Raw genomic sequence first — 16,506 nt, 5'->3', positions numbered from 1 at the left:
TTTCTCAAATACAGTTTACAGACGCGCGTCAAACAAACCGCAGAAGCTGTCGATCGGGTCGTTTCCTTTAAATGCGTCTTCTCCGCGCATCAATGCGTCTACGAGCGCGTCAAATGTCGTGTCTTTTGAATCATATGTGTTGATATACGTCCGTGCCTGCGGAATATCCGCAAGCATCGTCGGCTGTCCGCATCCTACGACGACAACCGGCACTTCAAATACATACCACGGGATCTCTCCGCCGCCCTTGGAAAGTCCGAAGCTCGGTCTTCCGCTCGGAACATCACACAGTGTGATCACAAGATCCATGTCTTTCACGAAATCTGCGATCGCATTTTTTCCTGCAAAATACAGATTGATGCTTGGCTTCTCTCCTGCCTCGATCTGTTTCTTCATCTGATCCAGCGGACTCTCATAGACAAATGCGTCAAATCCTTTTTCACAGAGCGTCTCTTTCAGTCTTTCTGCCGGATTTTTTCCGCCGCCCATTCCCATCATTTTCATCAGAGCGCCCATTCCGCTCTCTGCGGCTTTTACATGGACGATCATGATTCTCTTATAACGCTCGGGAACGACCGGAAGCACGTCTTTGTCTTTGTATTTTACAAGTGTCAGGGAATCCCGGCAGATCTCCTTGTGCATCTCTTTAAATTCTTCGCTTCCGAGTACCTCATCCACATTCTCCGGCGCAGGAACGATCTCTTCTTTTGCTTTCTTGTTCAGTCCCATGTGCGCTTTCAGTCCGAGGATTCTTGTCAGCGCCTCTGTCATTCTCTCCTCGCTGATCACGCCGTCTTTGTATGCGTTCAGCATCGTCTCGAAATCTTCGTCCGGATCGTTGAAGAACAGGAACATATCACATCCGGCATTGATCGAAAGCGGTAGCATTTCCGCACGTTTCATCCGGTCCGTCATCCCTACCATATGAGAAGCGTCCGTCACGACCATTCCGTTAAATCCGAGACGGTCGCGAAGCAGCGTCGTCATGATCTCCGGGGAAAGTGTCGCCGGCATCATATCCTCGTCTTTCAGCTCCGGGTTGATCGCTTTCGCATACTTCGGCATCATGATATGTCCGCCCATGATCGCGTCCAGACCGTTGTCGATCAACGTCTTATATACCATTCCGTAAGTCGCGTCCCACTCGTCCACATCAAAATAGTTCACATTGTTGGAAAGATGCGCGTCTCGGAAATCCTGTCCGTTCCCCGGGAAATGTTTTGCCGCACAGGCAAATCCCTCGTTCTCATGAGCGCCGTTCAAATAAGCCGCGCTCATCTTCGCAACACGCTTTGGATCATTTCCGAACGCTCTCGTGATGATCTCGGTATTCTGCCAGTTATATGCGATATCACAGACCGGCGCAAACGCCATGTTACAGCCGATCGCTGCCGCCTCTGCGTTGGACATTTTTCCGAGCGCATACGCATAATCCTCGTTGTCCGTCGCCGCGATCTTCACGCCCGCTCCGATCGGCGTTCCGTCCGCGCAGGCTCCGTCTCCGCCTGCTTCGGTATTACATGCGATAAATACCGGAACTTTCGCATATTTCTGCAAAATACGGTTCTGCTCCTGCACTTTCTTTCCCGGCATCGGATTGTAACGGCATCCTCCCAGATGATATTTCTCCATCAATTCTTTCAGATACTCTTCTTCCTGTGAAGAAGTCAGCTGGAAGAAAAGCTGTCCGACTTTCTCTTCCGGCGTCATGGATGCGATCGTTTCCTCCACCCATTTGCAGTCCTCATCCGACAGATAATACGGATTTGCTTTCAAATCTACCATATCTTGATTACCCCTTTTCTATTTTTTCTCTAAGTTCGCTTTAAATTCTTCGATCTTTTTCTCTTGATAAGCGCCGCCGTATGTGCCGTCCAAAAGTCTGCCGACCGCGGTCTCTTTAAACTCTTCCCAGGAATCTTTTTCATGGCGCACACAGATCGGGAAGTAAAATACGTCGTTTTTCTTCGCTGCCTCGTAATCTCCCAGCGCGTCTCCGGTCATCAGGATCTTTACTTTCTCATACCCTTTTTTCGCCAGTTCCTGAATGCAGAACGCCTTACTTCCGGTGTCCTGCGCCAGCACGATATCCACATGATCCAGCAGACCGTACCTTTCCCATTCTTCCAGAACCGCCTGCAGATTCGCGGAGGACACGATCGCCACATCCGCATACTCATGTGCAAATGCCAGCCCCTCTTTTACTCCCTCAAACGGTTTTTTATCTTCAAAAGAAAGCTCGTTGATCTTCGCATTCACACTCTCCGACCAGGAAAGCGCTTTTTTCAGGATCGTACTTCCGCTTTTCCCGATCGCACGCTGCAGTGCTGCGTTGGAAAGCTCGTCACTTTTTTCCACCCAGTCTTCCAGGATCTCGATCTCCTCGATCTCCGTATACGTCTCATGTACCTCTCTGAGCATCTTCACAAGTCCCTTAAAACGGTTGATCCCGCGGGTCATCGTATACAGATTCATCTCGTTCCATCTGGCGAGGATCGGTGTCTCCCAATCTTTCAGATTCCACTCTTCCACCAGACACGGACCAAAGCATCGGAAATGCTTGATATCCATCGTGTCCATCGCACACCCATCGGAATCCACACAGATCAGAAAATCTTTTTTTCTTGTAAACTGTTCCAGATTTTCCACGTTCTACTCCCTCCTTTTTCTTTCCTGCGGGCATCTTCTTCCCTACTGTCCAGTATACCCGATTTCTCTTTCATCTTAACGGAAAATCCGATAAATTCGTTAGAACAATTTCTTTGATAATTGGTATTTTTTTTAGGAAACGCTTTCGCCCATCAGATAGAAAAACAACTCGAACTGTCTCTCCCCCGTCCGGATCTCCATCGTCCCATGATACCTCTCCACGATCTCGCGGATACTGCGAAGTCCCAGACCGTGATTTTTCTTATCCTGCTTCGTCGTCTTCGGAAGCATCCCCGGCTGAAAGATCCCCTTAGAACTTTCCGTTTCTTCCATCGGATTTTTTACCGAAACTACAAGCATTCCTTTTCGGAATCTGGCATCCAGCGTCACCGTCAGTTTTCCGTCCGCACATTCTCCATCCGCACATTTCCCGTCCGGATATTTCACATTTTTTCGGTATGCTTCGCATGCCTCTGCCGCGTTGTCCAGAGCATTTGCAAATAATGCGCAGACATCCGCTTTCTGATACGGCAATGTGTCCGGTATATCCAGTTTCCAGTCCGGGCATATCCCTTTTTGACGCATCATCGCTTCTTTGGATGTCAAAACCGCATTGACCGTCGCGTCTCCGCAGTAATTCAATGTATGCGCCATCGCATTGCCCTCGAGCATTTCCCGGATATAGGCATCCCGCTGTCCGTCCGAAAGTCCCGCAAGCGCCTGCAGATGATTCGCCATGTCGTGCCGGAGTCTCCGGATCTCGAAATGCTGTTGTTCCATCGCCTCGTAGTATGCCTGATTCATCTCCGCAAACATACTCTGCTGTTCCAGTTTCCGCTGACGTGCCAGCGCAGACACCATTCCAAGCAGTCCTAAAAATGCTGCCATCGCAAGGAAAAGCAGGATCACATACATCGTCGGATTCGGGATCCGATTCGTATCGACCGGCGATCCCAGCACAACCACGACAACGATCCCTAGCGGGATCAGCGACACTTCCAACAGTAATTTCCACAGCGCCGGGGAAAGCTCGTAGTCTTTTTCCGGTGCGAAATATTTTGTGACAAGAAACAATACCGCTGCGAAAAACAGCCGGCTCGGTGCATAGAAATCAAACGGCAATTCCTCAAGCACCGCTCCGAAAAAACTGTCGATCCAGGCATTGTACGCAAACGTCAGACTGGAAAACATCACGCAGACCGTCACGGTTTTTAAAACGCCGTCACCGCCTGCCAGAAGCATCCCGATAAAAAAAGCCGCAATGGAATAGGGCAGATTTCCCCAGTCTCCCACAAAAATGATCGTGCCCGCAACGCCCCAGTATGCCAGAAACGCAAGCGGTTTTGCCCACCATGCTTTCCGGAACGTCACATACCGTTCCAGTGCTTTTAAATTCAAAAACATCGCCAGTATCATCCAGAACAAGCGTACCCAAAATTGTATAAAATCCATCCCGTTCCCTCCAAGTCTTTTCCATTCCTTCCCCCGATCGGTTATCGTTTCGCGGTATCAGCGCATTCCGCCAAGCATCGCTTCCGCCAGCTTTTTGACTGCCGCTTCTTTATAAGCGCGGCTGATCGGCAGTTCTTCCCCGCCGATCTGTACCGAAGCGCTTCCGATCTGATCTACCCATTTTGTATTCACCAGATACCGCTGATGGATCCGCACAAACTGCCCCGCTTCTCCTCCGTCCTTAAGCTGCTTTTCCACTTCGTCTAATTTGGCGTAAAATCCATACTCGCCCCGGTCTGTCACAAGCATCACTTTCCTTTTGTCGCTGTAAAACCACCGGATCTCTTTCTTTAGAAAACGGTACGTTCCATCGGTATTTTTCACGATAAATTCTTCCGCTTCCTCCTGCCCGAGCTTCTCCCGCACCCGCGTAAGGAGCGCCTGCAGTTTTTCCTTGCACACCGGCTTCATCAGATAATCCATCGCGCCGACGCTGTACCCGTCGAATACATAATCCGCAAATCCGGTCACAAATACGATCAGCAGGTTTTGATCAAACGTACGGATCTTTTTCGCGGTCTCCATCCCGTTCATTCCGTCCATTTCCACATCCAGAAACAGAAGGTCGATCTCGCCGGGATGCTTTTGAAGCCAGTTCGCCGCAGCCGTTCCCGTCGAAAATTCGTACACGATCTGTTCACTCTCCTCGTGAAGTTCCTGATCCAAAAGTAAATAGAGCGCTTCTCTCGCCTCTGTCTCGTCATCACACATCGCTATCCTAAGCATCCCGTCTTCCTCCCAAATATTACATTATATGTGCTAAATTTTACAACGTCCGCAGAACCATGTCAAACGTTACAACAGCGCCGCCAAACTTTACAGCCCGGATTTTTTTCTTCCGTTTTTTTGTTATGATCACCTCAACAAGAAAAAAGAATCCAAACGAGGTGAATGTAATGTTATATGTAAATAATCTGCACAAATCTTATCAGACCGGCAGCAAGACATATCCGGTATTAAAAGGCGTCAGCTTTCAGGTAGCAAAAGGCGAATTTGTCGCTGTGATGGGACCGTCCGGGTCCGGAAAGAGCACACTTTTAAATTGTATTTCCTGCTACATTCCATTTGAAAAAGGAAATATCAAACTCGGCGGACAGACACTTGCCAACTTGAACGACGATGAGCTTTCCAAGATCCGCAATGAAAAACTCGGTTTTGTCTTTCAGGATTTCATGCTGCTCGACGGACTGACGATCCGGGAGAATATTCTCGTCCCGCGCATCATCCACGGCACGGTCGGAAAAGAGGGCGAACAGCTTGCCGACCGTCTGCTGGAGCTTTTCGGCATCGACCACATCCGGAACAAATATCCGGCGGACGTCTCCGGCGGCGAGCGGCAGAGAACCGCAGTCGCGCGAAGCCTAATCAACCAGCCGCTGATGATCCTTGCCGACGAACCGACCGGAAACCTGGACAGCAAATCAAGCCGCACCGTGATCGAAGCATTTGAAAATGCAAAATCACAGATGGACGCGACGATCTTCATGGTCACACACGACAGCTTTTCCGCTTCGTTCTGCGACCGGGTGATCTTATTAAAAGACGGACAGATTTTCCGTCAACTTGTAAAACATGGAAAACGGAGCGAATTTCACGATCAGCTCCTGGAAACGATCAAAGAAATGAGTGGTGACGAATCATGATGACAATGCAGAAATTAGAACAAAAATTACAGAGGGCAGACCGGAAGCAGGCAGCGCTTTACCTGTTCTGCAATTTCATTTCCCTGATGCTGATCTCGGCATATTCTGCCATGATCTTTTCGCCGACGGTCCTGACCGTGCTCCCGGAGGGCGGCGACAGCCGGAAACAGATGATCGCGATCTTCGTACTCGCCTTATTCGGATGCACCGTTTTTACCGTCTATGCGGCAAGCCTGTTCTTCCGCAAGAAATCCCGCCAGATCGGAACGCTGATGGCGCTCGGCGCTTCCCGACGCAGGCTGGCTCCGGGCTTGTTCCGTGAAGTCTTTACGCTAAGCACGGTCTCCGCACTTGCCGGACTCCTGACGGGCTTCCCGTTTGTCTGGATCTTATGGAGCCTGTTCCGTATGCTGATCGTGGACAGCGCGCAGATGGATCTCGTCCTCGATTTCCGCTGCCTGTTCGTCTCGATCCCGTTTTTCCTGATCGTTGTACTCTTCTCCTGTATCACGGCATTCCGTTATCTGAAACGGACAAACATCATGGATACGATCCGGGAAGAACATAAGAACGAACCGGTCCGCGAACTGGGCAGATGGTGCGGTCCCGTCGGTATCATCGTCCTCCTGATCGGCGCCGTTGCAGGATACAATGCTTCTGCCGTTTATCAGCATTTGTTCAGCGCGTTCCCGCCGATATGGATCAACGTTCTCTATGCACCGGTCTTTGTCGGACTTTACATGATCATCCTGCACACCGTTGTACACGGTTGGGTACAAAATAAAAAGACCCCTTACAAAACGCTGATCTCCCGAAGCATGATGAAATTTCAGGGACGCCAGACCGTCAACAATCTTCTGGTCAGCACCGTCTTGATCGCCGGCGGCTGTTTCGGACTGTTTTTCCTGCCGATGATGGGATCCAGTCAGCTTCTTGATACAAAAAACCGCCCGTTCGACTATTTGTTCCAATACCGCGCCGATCAGAACGTACCGACGCAGACAGCGGTCGAAGAACTTGCCGGGCAATACGATCTGGATCTCAAAGACTGGAGCAGCGGCGAATATCTTTATCTTGCGATGGACGGTCAGGAAATGTTTGAGGACGGAAGATCTTACCACTACGAATATACGCCGCTTCTGCAAGGCGGAAAGTTCCTGTCCGAGAGCAGTTTCTCCGAACTGACCGGTATGGATGTGGATGTAAAACCGGGAACTTACAAAGGAATCTCCAACGACGAAGAGACCGGAACTTATTTTATGAAGCTGGAAAGTGAACTGTTGACCAATCTTTCCACAATGTCAACCTGTGATACGAAGTTCGACGGTTTTATCCACTACGGTCTGCTCGTTGACCAGCGAGGATATTATGTGCTGGATGACGCCGACTATGCGGCAATAAAAGAGGGGATTTCCGACGAGTACCGCGGAAATATGTTCGCATTCAACATCAACGGAGAAGATTCCTATGATTTCGCCTATGAATTATTCCTTGCATTTATGGGGTCGTTCACAGAGGACTGCGAACTGCCGATCTACTACGATCCGGTAGAAAAATATGCCTGTGAACAGCGAGGCGAAACCTACTGGGGCGACACCGATGAGATGGCGCAGGTTTCTTTTGACGATCCGGATTCCTCCGATTTCCGGATGTACTGGACATACATGCCGAAGATCCGCATTCTGGATCAGAACGACTATATGAGGACTTACGCCGTTTATCTGATGATGTTCCTTTTCATCGCGATCATCTGTATCCTCGCGGCGATGGTCATCGGTTACACCCGCTGCCAGACGATCGCGTTAAACAACCGCTACCTGTTTGACGATCTGAAAAAGCTTGGCGCTTCCTCGGCATTTCTGACCCGCGAAGTAAAAAGCCAATGCAAAAAGGTATTCCGGACTCCGTCGATCATCGGCATCTCTCTGATGTTTTTGCTCTATTCCCTGATCATGTTCGGAAACGACGGAGCGCTCACATACAGCGAGATCATCGGGCTGTTCGCCTGCGCCGGCTCTCTGCTGATCGTATCGCTCGTGATCTACACGGTGTATCGCCTGACGGTCAGAAAAGTGAAAGAAGAACTGAACATCCATTAAAATTTAAAAGATTGAAAAGACTTCTATCATTGCATTGTAATTCAAAATCAAATCGACTAAAATAAGATTGACAGTCCGGTATGTTTCCGGGGCTGTCAATCTATTTATGTTTAGGAGGGACCTATGCAACATATCAATCCTCTGCTGGTACCTGCCAGCGACGAAAAGTTTATCACGATCGGCGAGATCCTGCTTCGTCTGACTCCGCCGAACTACGAGAAGATCCGCGTGACGACCAATTTTGAAGCAAGTTACGGCGGAAGCGAAGCCAACATCGCTCTGGCGCTCGCCAACCTCGGCGTGGACAGCACTTTTTTTACGGTTGTGCCGAACAACAGTCTCGGAAAAAGCGCGGTCCGGATGCTCCGCAGCAACGACGTCCACTGCACGCCGATCATCTTGAGCACACCGGAAGAGACGCCGACGCACCGGCTCGGAACGTACTATCTGGAAACCGGATACGGGATCCGCGCCAGCAAAGTCACTTACGACCGGAAGCACAGCGCTTTCAGCGAATATGATTTCAATGGATTCGACATCAAAAACCTGCTGAAAGACTACACATGGCTTCATTTGAGCGGCATCACTCCGGCGCTTGCAAAAAGCTGTGCCGCATTTGTCATGGACTGCCTCAAAACCGCAAAAGAGCTGGGACTTACCGTCAGCTTTGACGGCAACTTCCGCAGTACCTTGTGGAGCTGGGACGAGGCGCGCGATTTCTGTACCGCCTGTCTTCCTTATGTGGACGTGCTCTTCGGCATCGAACCGTATCACCTCTGGAATGACGAAAATGACCACGCAAAAGGAGACATCAAGGACGGCGTACCGCTCCAGCCAAGCTACGAACAGCAGGACGAGATCTTCCGCCGGTTTGTAGAGCGTTTTCCGAACATCAAGTGCATCGCCAGACATGTGCGTTATGCGCACAGCGGAAGTGAAAACAGCCTGAAAGCATTCATGTGGTATGACGGACATACGTTTGAAAGCAAGTTATTTACGTTCACGATCCTTGACCGGGTAGGCGGCGGAGACGCTTTCGCAAGCGGTCTGATCTACGCGATGATGCATGAATATCCGCCGATGGATATGGTCAACTTCGCCGTGGCAAGTAGCGTCATCAAGCACACGATCCGGGGCGACGGCAACATCACGGACGACGCGGACACGATCCGCAATCTGATGAACATGAATTACGACATCAAACGGTAATCACAAAAACATAGCATAGGGACTTAAAAAGAAACGGGGAGACTGCGAGACGGCAGTTTCCCCGTTTAAAATATACTTCACTTAAATTCAGCGCCGACGTTCAAAAACCAAAACGCTAATATTTCTTTTTACAACTTTCACTTATCAACTTCAACAATCGAGAATCATCTCGCTCTTCCATACCACATTCTTCCGCAAATATCATCCTGTCCGGATGCTCTTTCGTGTAAGGGCTCCATTTCAAAGATCTTGTTGACGGATTCCCTTTTTTCATAAAGGCGATCCAGGCCTTGCTGATCTGATCCTGCAGTTTTTCCGCATATTGATATCCGGTACAATGAGCCGGTTCCATCTCTACATTACGGAATACATACGGTATATCCGCACAATGCCACGGAGCAAGCCCACCCAGATATGGAATAATAACGTTCATCATATAACTGTAGCATTTTGCTTTTGTAAACTCGGATCGTCGATCCAGAAATGCGGTTGTCTGCGGGCGAAACAATGTATCGACACTCAATGCATACAAAATATCCATTCCCGGATACAACTTGCGGAACTGTTTGATGATACTCATTGTATTTTTTCCATAGTTCTGCTCCAGAATATTATATTTATCCACTTCCGTATAGCGTGTCTTATCGCCAAGATAATGCATAAATGCAAATTCTCCGAGCACTGTCCCCGCCATAACCGGTATATGTTTTGTTTCTTCCCGGAATCCCACGATACTGGCAAGCCCCTCATAGAATCCCTCTGTCGGCGATGGTTCAAAGAGCAGCATCCCTCCCGGAAGTCCCAGCTCCTTTCCTGCCTGCACCGCCGCTTTTGCCAGTTCTTCATAAGGAATGCCGTCGATCGTCTCAATATTCTCTTTCGTTAAGCCAAGTATTTCCGCTGTTTTTTCTCCTAAACTCTGCCAATGTCTTTTTTCATCTGTAATATTTGTACCCGAACGATCCCGTAATGCTCCGCTTTGTGAGATCACTTTATGGTAAAGCCCGTCTGCCAGAGGCATCTGCATTAAGATCGCTGCCTTTCCGCCGCCCCCGGACTGCCCGGCCACAGTCACATTGTCCGAATCTCCGCCAAATACTTCAATATTCTCTTTTACCCACTGAAGTGCAAGTACAATATCCGCCATGCCTGCGCATCCGGAATATTTATAGTTTTCTCCAAAAGAACTCAGATCCAGAAAACCGAGACAATTCAGCCTGTGATTCAGATTTACGATCACCACATCTCCATAATCGCATAGATTATGACCGTTATATGCCGGAATTTCGATTGAAGAACCACACGAGAATCCGCCGCCATGCAGCCATACCATGACTGGTTTTTTTGCAGACTTTTCTAAATGTTTTGTCCAGACATTTAAATACAGACATTGTTCTTTCATCGGCCAGTATACATGCTGCATCTCGAAAGAATTTCCCGGCGCAGACATCGGACTGTCTTCCTGCTGTTCTTCCTCCGGCATCAACGGACAGATATAACCATAGGATTTGGCATCCCGGATCCCGTCCCATTTCGGTTCCGGCTCGGGTAACTGAAATCGTTCTGCTCTTCCGTATCGGATCCCGTAAAAGTGAAATACATCATCTTCCTGATATCCATGAAGTTTTCCCTGCTTTGTCCTTACGATCGGAAAATCCGGAGTTCGTATCACTTTCTTCATATTTTTATTCTCTCTATTTCATAAATTTTTCCGCATAATGACATGCAACAAAATGATTTGGTTTTACTTCGCGCAGTTCCGGTTCTTTCTCCATACATCCCTCGCTTGCATATGGGCAACGTGCCGCAAAACGGCAGCACGGTTTCGGATCGATCGGAGATGTCAGCTCGCCTTTCAAGATCATCCGCTCTTTTTTCACATGCACGTTCGGAATCGGGATCGCCGAAAGCAGCGCCTGCGAATATGGATGGATCGTATTTTTAAAGATTTCGTTGGCAGGACATTTTTCGATCAACTGTCCAAGATACATCACCGCAATATCATCGGAAATATGCTTTACAACAGACATATCGTGCGTGATGAACATATAAGTCAGTCCCCGCTCCTCCTGCAGATCCTGAAGCAGGTTCAAAATCTGAGCCTGAATCGACACATCCAGCGCGGAAACCGGCTCATCACATACGATGAAGTCCGGATTCAATGACAATGCTCTTGCAATTCCGATACGCTGGCGCCGTCCTCCGTCCAGCTCATGCGGATAAGAGCCCTCCAGACGTTTCGCCAGTCCTACCAGTTCCATCATCTCTTTTGCTCTCGCCGTCACATCCGCTTTCGACATATCTTTATGATTGACTTTGATCGGTTCTTCGATCAGCTGCAATACATTCATACGCGGATCCAACGATGCATACGGGTCTTGAAAGATCATCTGGATATTGGTCCGATATTTTTGTTTGAACTCTTTCATCGGCATACCCGCAATATCTTCTCCATTGTATAACACTTCGCCGGACGTCGGCGTATGCAGTCTCATCAATGTTTTTCCAAGCGTAGATTTTCCACAACCGGATTCACCTACAACCCCGATCGTTTTTCCTTTTTCAATATTCAGATTAACATTATCGACCGCGTGTAATTCTCCGCGGGGAGTGGAAAAATATTTCTTCAGATTTTTGATTTCAAGCAAGTTACTCATTTATTTTTCCCTCCCATTCTTTTGTGTACTGCAGACATTTCACACAATGCTCTTCATTCAATCGGATCATTTTGGGATCCGCTTTCTCACACAGGTCGCATTTTGCTTCGCAGCGATCTGCAAAACTGCAGTATTCCGGCAGATTTGATGGGTCTGTTACCATCCCCGGAACAACATGAAGTCTGTCCACATCTTTATCCAATGACGGAATAGACTGGTACAATGCTTTTGTATATGGATGTTTCGGATTGTCAAAAATTTCTTCAACTGTTCCGTATTCCACCAGTTCGCCCGCATACATCACCGCACAGTGATCGCACATTTCCGCTACAACGCCGAGGTCATGCGTGATCAGGATCATGGATGTACCTTGTTTCTTTTGCAGCGATCTCATCATATCCAAAATCTGCGCCTGGATCGTAACGTCAAGCGCTGTTGTCGGCTCATCCGCGATCAGAAGTTCCGGTTCGCAGGCCAACGCGATCGCGATCACGATACGTTGTTTCATCCCTCCTGAAAACTGATGCGGATAGTCTTTATAACGTTCCGGGACAATTCCTACCATGGCAAGCATGTCCTGCGCACGCTTCAATGCCTCCACTTTTGAACAGCGGCTATGTAGAAGAACTACTTCCGCAATCTGTTCTCCTACTGTTTTTACCGGATTCAGCGCCGTCATCGGATCCTGAAAGATCATCGAAATCTTTTTGCCGCGGATGTTGCGCATCTCGCGCTCTGACTTATCAAATAAATTTTCGCCGTCCAGTTCAATCTTTCCCTGGATCACATGTCCCACCTTAGGCGGCAGCAATCCCATGATCCCCAGCGCAGTCGTTGTCTTTCCTGCGCCGGTCTCTCCCACCAGTCCGAGAACCTCTCCTTTTTTCAGCCGGAAGCTGATATTATTCACCGCTTCCACCACTTCTTCATCCGTCTCGTAATGGATGACAAGATTTTCTACATTTAACATATTTTCACTCATACTTTATCCCGCTCCTTATTTCATTTTCGGATCGAATGCATCACGCAAGCCGTCGCCCATCAGGTTGAATGCAAAACAGGTGATCATGATCATCAATGCCGGGAACAGCATCATATATGGTGCGGATGTCAGGTATGCTTTTCCGTCGTTCAGGATCAGTCCCCATTCCGGAGTCGGCGCTGTAAGACCTACGCCGATGTAACTCATAGAGGACATCATCATAATCGATACCGCTAAAAATCCGACAAAATAAATGATCATAATTCCCGCCGCATTCGGAATCATATGTTTCAAGATCATCTGGATCTGGCTCACGCCGATCGCTTCGGATGACTCAATGTAATCACTTCCGCGGACCCGAAGTATCGCGGCCCGGTTATTTCTTGCCATCGTCGGCATGGATGCAAACATGATCGCCGCGACAAGCTGCGGAATACCGTTTCCAAGTACCGCAACGATACACATTGCCATCATGATCATCGGAATCGACTGGAAAATATCCATGACACGCATGATGATCGTATCAACCGTTCCACCGAAATATCCTGCGATGATTCCGAGAAGTCCGCCGCTGAACAGTGCGGCGATCGTACAGAACAAGGCAATGATCAGCGAATATCTCGTACCATAAATAACACGGCTGAAAATATCACGTCCGAACTGATCGGTTCCAAAGAGGTGCGCGCTGCTCGGCGCCTGCATCATCGCGCTGTAATCCTGCACCTTATAATCATATGGAGCGATCAGCGGTGCAAAAATCGCAACGAGGATCAAAATACAGACTACGCCCAAGCCGATCAATGCGGTCGGATTACGTTTGAACCGTTTCCATGATTCACGCATCGGCGTCGATTTCACCGGTTTCTTTCTTTTCGCATTTTTCTTTTCTATTTTCTCCATTGCAGGAGTTCTCATTTTCGACATCTCTCATTCCTCCTACGCTGCTGCATTTATCTTTTTCATCTTTTTTTTCTTCGTTTTTCCGCCGGATATGATCGTCGTCTTCAAACGCGGATCGATCAAAACAAAGCTGACATCTACTAAAAGATTGATAAGTGTCAATACGATCGCAATGATCAATGCGCCGCCGAGAACGGATGGATAGTTACGCTGTGCAATGGAATCTACGATATATTTTCCGACGCCCGGAACACCGAATACGGTCTCCAGTACCATTCCTCCGCCGATCGTATTTCCAAGACTGGTTCCAACAGACTGTGCAACCGGGATCATTGCATTCCGAAGTGCGTGGTGATATGTAATGTTCTTTTCTGACTGTCCTTTTGCCCGTGCCGTCCTGATATAATCTTCCCCCAAAACTTCCAGCATCGAAGATCTTGTGATACGGGTGTAACTCGCTACCGAAGACAATCCTATACACAGCATCGGCATAATATATCCGGTCCATGACTCAATACCGTTTGCCGGTAAGATATGCAGATTTACCGCAAAGATCATGATCAGTACAAGCGCTACGACAAATTCGGGAACCGATTGGAAGAACATGGATATGACCAGAACTCCCGAATCCACCCATGTATATTTTTTCAACGCCGATATGATACCGAGCAGGACGCCGATCACCGCTCCGATCAGGACTGCTCCCAGTGTGATCTTCGCAGAGGTCAAAAGTCTCGGTGCGATCTCTTCCAATACCGGTTTGCCGGTTCTGTAAGAAACTCCGAAATCTCCCTCGGTTACAATTCCTTTCACATAATTAAAATACTGTACGGGAACCGGATCATTTAACCCAAGTTCTTCTCTCTTTTCCTGAACCTGTGCTTCCGACGCACTGTTTCCCAATATCTGTCTTGCCGGATCTCCTGGCGTAAATGTTTTTAATCCAAAAATAATGATTGATACACCAAACAAGATCGGAATCAGATATAAGATTCTTTTTACTATATACTTTAACATATATCATTCTCCTCTTATTTCAAATATTGCCCGGAGATTTTCATCACCGGGCAACTTAAGAATCTGGCCGTTTCTCACTTATTCATAGAATCCAGTTACATCAACGAAACCTCTTTCGATCGTATTAAATCCTTTCAGATCTTTTGCATATACGCTTGATTTCATCTCTGGATAAAGATTCGAGCAAACAGTCTGGTCTTTCACCATTTCATCCAATGTCGTAGCAAGCTCTGCCGCTTTCTCTGTGTCAGCTTCGCTGATCAATTCTGTGATCGTAGAATCAAATTCATCATTCGTCCATTTTGCTCCGCCGATGACCATGCCCGGTCCCTCAACATTTAACTTCTGAAGGAACGGCATAACACTTGCAGGTGTTCTGATCGCTGGTGTATCTCCAACACAGATCAGATCGTAGTTTCCGCCAAATGCGCCCTCTACAAACTGTGCCGTATCCGGTGTATCGATCTTTAATGTGATTCCTGCTTCCGCAAGGTTTGCCTGCATAACTGTCAATACCGGAGTGATATCCTGAAGTCCTAATGCTGTCACTTCCAGTCCGTCTGCATATCCCGCTTCCTCAAGAAGCGCTTTCGCGCCCTCTACATCAACAGCTCTCTCTTCTACTGTATAGTTTTCTGTATAGTAGTCGCAGCTTGGATCCCAGTAAGAAAGAGAAGCATCCGCAAATCCTGCTGTTCCGACCTGTGCGATCGCATCAAAGTCTAACGCTTTGTCAATTGCTTCACGAACTTTTTCATCCTTTGTTACACCGGCATTTTCGCCCTGGTTGTACCACAGATGTGTTGTCTGACCAAACTCATAGATTGTTGTATTTACAGAATCATTTTCTGCATATGTAGAAGCCTGACTTACCGGTATATCATACGCAATATCAGCATCCCCTGATTCTACTGCCATCTCTCTTGCCGCCGCATCACTTGTGAATGTAAATACGATTTCTTTGTAATATCCGGCATAATCTTTATCCCAGTAGTTTTCATTTCTTTCCAATGTAACGGACTGTCCGTTTTTCCACTCTTTGAATTTGTATGGACCGCTTCCGGCTAACGGATTTGTTGAAATCTGTTCAAGACCTCCGGCTGCATTCACTTCATCTTCCGACACGATTCCGAAGTTTGTCCAGCTCATCATCTTCAGGAAGTCCGGCGCTACCGTGTTGAACTCGATCACAACCGTATGCTCGTCCTCAGCGGTTGCTCCCACAAGATATTTACCGGTATCATTTGTTGTATTCTTTTCGATCCAGATCTTATTACATGTATAAACGACGTCATCTGCGACAAGCGGTGTTCCGTCGCTCATTGTCACATCATCACGAAGTTTGAATTTCAGATGTGTGTCATCAACCCATTCCCATTCCGTTGCAAGACTTGGTTCGATCTCATTTGTAGAATAGTTAAATTTTACGAGAGAATCTAACATTGCATTTCCGATGATCTGCTCCTCATTCTCTGTCTTACCAACAGATGCTCCATACAAACTGGACGGTTCAGATGCAAGCCCCACAGTTAATGTCTCGTCTGTCTTCTCCGTATTTGCCGCGTCTTTGTTCGGCTCCACAACATTTACCGTCACTTTTTCTTCTGACTGTGTTTCTCCTCCTTTTGCTGCATCGTCAGATGAATTTCCGCCTCCACATGCTGTCAGCGAGAGAATCATTGCGCTTGCCATAGCCATTGCCATAACCTTTTTTACTTTCATAATTTTCCTCCTTGTTGATGTGCCTCTTTTATTTGCACTTAGTTTATCAGTCCCTACTCTCTCCCGCTATTCACTTTTATTACTTATTTTGTCTTAAAAATGACCTTATCAAATCG

The 16,506-nt window shown here is 47.9% G+C and carries 13 protein-coding genes; 3 read left to right on the top strand and 10 right to left on the bottom strand.

Annotation, left to right across the window (positions count from 1 at the left end; translation table 11 throughout):
* Nucleotides 1–15: 15 nt before the first annotated feature.
* The 4 genes from I2H87_RS00775 to I2H87_RS00760 form a co-directional block, all read right to left on the bottom strand.
* Nucleotides 16–1,785, bottom strand: a complete 1,770-nt coding sequence (locus I2H87_RS00775) for a glycoside hydrolase family 3 protein (protein ID WP_195609092.1) — start codon at nt 1,783–1,785, stop codon at nt 16–18.
* Nucleotides 1,786–1,803: 18 nt separating this feature from the next.
* Nucleotides 1,804–2,649, bottom strand: coding sequence for an HAD family hydrolase (locus tag I2H87_RS00770; RefSeq protein WP_009267365.1), 846 nt, complete (start codon nt 2,647–2,649; stop codon nt 1,804–1,806).
* Nucleotides 2,650–2,781: 132 nt separating this feature from the next.
* Nucleotides 2,782–4,101 (bottom strand): sensor histidine kinase, encoded by a 1,320-nt coding sequence (locus tag I2H87_RS00765; RefSeq protein ID WP_195609091.1) that lies wholly within the window; start codon nt 4,099–4,101, stop codon nt 2,782–2,784.
* Nucleotides 4,102–4,158: 57 nt separating this feature from the next.
* Entirely contained in the window at nt 4,159–4,887 is a 729-nt protein-coding gene (locus I2H87_RS00760; protein WP_009267367.1) for a LytR/AlgR family response regulator transcription factor, read from the bottom strand.
* A 170-nt stretch (nt 4,888–5,057) separates the two neighbouring features.
* On the opposite strand from I2H87_RS00760, the gene I2H87_RS00755 reads away from it, so the two are divergent.
* The 3 genes from I2H87_RS00755 to I2H87_RS00745 all read left to right on the top strand — a co-directional run bounded on the left by I2H87_RS00755 (nt 5,058) and on the right by I2H87_RS00745 (nt 9,112).
* On the top strand, nt 5,058–5,804 hold the full coding sequence (locus I2H87_RS00755; RefSeq protein WP_009267368.1) for an ABC transporter ATP-binding protein: 747 nt from the start codon (nt 5,058–5,060) through the stop codon (nt 5,802–5,804).
* Nucleotides 5,801–7,903 carry an ABC transporter permease gene (locus I2H87_RS00750; protein ID WP_195609090.1) on the top strand — a complete coding sequence of 701 codons (2,103 nt, stop codon included), beginning with the start codon at nt 5,801–5,803 and terminating at the stop codon, nt 7,901–7,903. Before I2H87_RS00755 ends, I2H87_RS00750 begins: the two co-directional genes overlap by 4 nt.
* Nucleotides 7,904–8,026: 123 nt before the next feature.
* Entirely contained in the window at nt 8,027–9,112 is a 1,086-nt protein-coding gene (locus I2H87_RS00745) for a sugar kinase (RefSeq protein WP_195609089.1), read from the top strand.
* A gap of 115 nt (nt 9,113–9,227) precedes the next feature.
* On the opposite strand, the gene I2H87_RS00740 is transcribed toward I2H87_RS00745, so the two are convergent.
* The 6 genes from I2H87_RS00740 to I2H87_RS00715 form a co-directional block, all read right to left on the bottom strand.
* Complete coding sequence (locus tag I2H87_RS00740) at nt 9,228–10,793, bottom strand: carboxylesterase/lipase family protein (protein WP_195609088.1); 1,566 nt, start codon at nt 10,791–10,793, stop codon at nt 9,228–9,230.
* Between the two features lie 13 nt (nt 10,794–10,806).
* Complete coding sequence (locus I2H87_RS00735; RefSeq protein WP_009267372.1) at nt 10,807–11,769, bottom strand: ABC transporter ATP-binding protein; 963 nt, start codon at nt 11,767–11,769, stop codon at nt 10,807–10,809.
* Nucleotides 11,762–12,751 carry an ABC transporter ATP-binding protein gene (locus I2H87_RS00730; protein WP_195609087.1) on the bottom strand — a complete coding sequence of 330 codons (990 nt, stop codon included), beginning with the start codon at nt 12,749–12,751 and terminating at the stop codon, nt 11,762–11,764. Before I2H87_RS00730 ends, I2H87_RS00735 begins: the two co-directional genes overlap by 8 nt.
* 15 nt (nt 12,752–12,766) lie before the next feature.
* Nucleotides 12,767–13,675 carry an ABC transporter permease gene (locus tag I2H87_RS00725; RefSeq protein ID WP_022152270.1) on the bottom strand — a complete coding sequence of 303 codons (909 nt, stop codon included), beginning with the start codon at nt 13,673–13,675 and terminating at the stop codon, nt 12,767–12,769.
* A 12-nt stretch (nt 13,676–13,687) separates the two neighbouring features.
* Nucleotides 13,688–14,668, bottom strand: a complete 981-nt coding sequence (locus I2H87_RS00720; RefSeq protein ID WP_120171022.1) for an ABC transporter permease — start codon at nt 14,666–14,668, stop codon at nt 13,688–13,690.
* 78 nt (nt 14,669–14,746) lie between these two features.
* The gene (locus I2H87_RS00715) at nt 14,747–16,390 is read right to left on the bottom strand and encodes an ABC transporter substrate-binding protein (protein ID WP_120171021.1); all 1,644 of its coding nucleotides are present in this window, start codon (nt 16,388–16,390) and stop codon (nt 14,747–14,749) included.
* Nucleotides 16,391–16,506: the final 116 nt, after the last annotated feature.

It is taken from the genome of Mediterraneibacter glycyrrhizinilyticus (assembly GCF_015560805.1).
GTDB lineage: Bacteria > Bacillota > Clostridia > Lachnospirales > Lachnospiraceae > Schaedlerella > Schaedlerella glycyrrhizinilytica_A.
This window is presented reverse-complemented; position numbering and strand designations above follow the sequence as displayed.

Bases quoted from the DNA above. Each gene is read 5' to 3' on its own strand.
- I2H87_RS00720 (WP_120171022.1), bottom strand. From the start codon at position 14,668: ATGTTAAAGTATATAGTAAAAAGAATCTTATATCTGATTCCGATCTTG.
- I2H87_RS00755 (WP_009267368.1), top strand. From the start codon at position 5,058: ATGTTATATGTAAATAATCTGCACAAATCTTATCAGACCGGCAGCAAG.
- I2H87_RS00715 (WP_120171021.1), bottom strand. From the start codon at position 16,390: ATGAAAGTAAAAAAGGTTATGGCAATGGCTATGGCAAGCGCAATGATT.
- I2H87_RS00725 (WP_022152270.1), bottom strand. From the start codon at position 13,675: ATGTCGAAAATGAGAACTCCTGCAATGGAGAAAATAGAAAAGAAAAAT.
- I2H87_RS00765 (WP_195609091.1), bottom strand. From the start codon at position 4,101: ATGGATTTTATACAATTTTGGGTACGCTTGTTCTGGATGATACTGGCG.
- I2H87_RS00730 (WP_195609087.1), bottom strand. From the start codon at position 12,751: ATGAGTGAAAATATGTTAAATGTAGAAAATCTTGTCATCCATTACGAG.
- I2H87_RS00740 (WP_195609088.1), bottom strand. From the start codon at position 10,793: ATGAAGAAAGTGATACGAACTCCGGATTTTCCGATCGTAAGGACAAAG.
- I2H87_RS00745 (WP_195609089.1), top strand. From the start codon at position 8,027: ATGCAACATATCAATCCTCTGCTGGTACCTGCCAGCGACGAAAAGTTT.
- I2H87_RS00760 (WP_009267367.1), bottom strand. From the start codon at position 4,887: ATGCTTAGGATAGCGATGTGTGATGACGAGACAGAGGCGAGAGAAGCG.
- I2H87_RS00750 (WP_195609090.1), top strand. From the start codon at position 5,801: ATGATGACAATGCAGAAATTAGAACAAAAATTACAGAGGGCAGACCGG.
- I2H87_RS00775 (WP_195609092.1), bottom strand. From the start codon at position 1,785: ATGGTAGATTTGAAAGCAAATCCGTATTATCTGTCGGATGAGGACTGC.
- I2H87_RS00735 (WP_009267372.1), bottom strand. From the start codon at position 11,769: ATGAGTAACTTGCTTGAAATCAAAAATCTGAAGAAATATTTTTCCACT.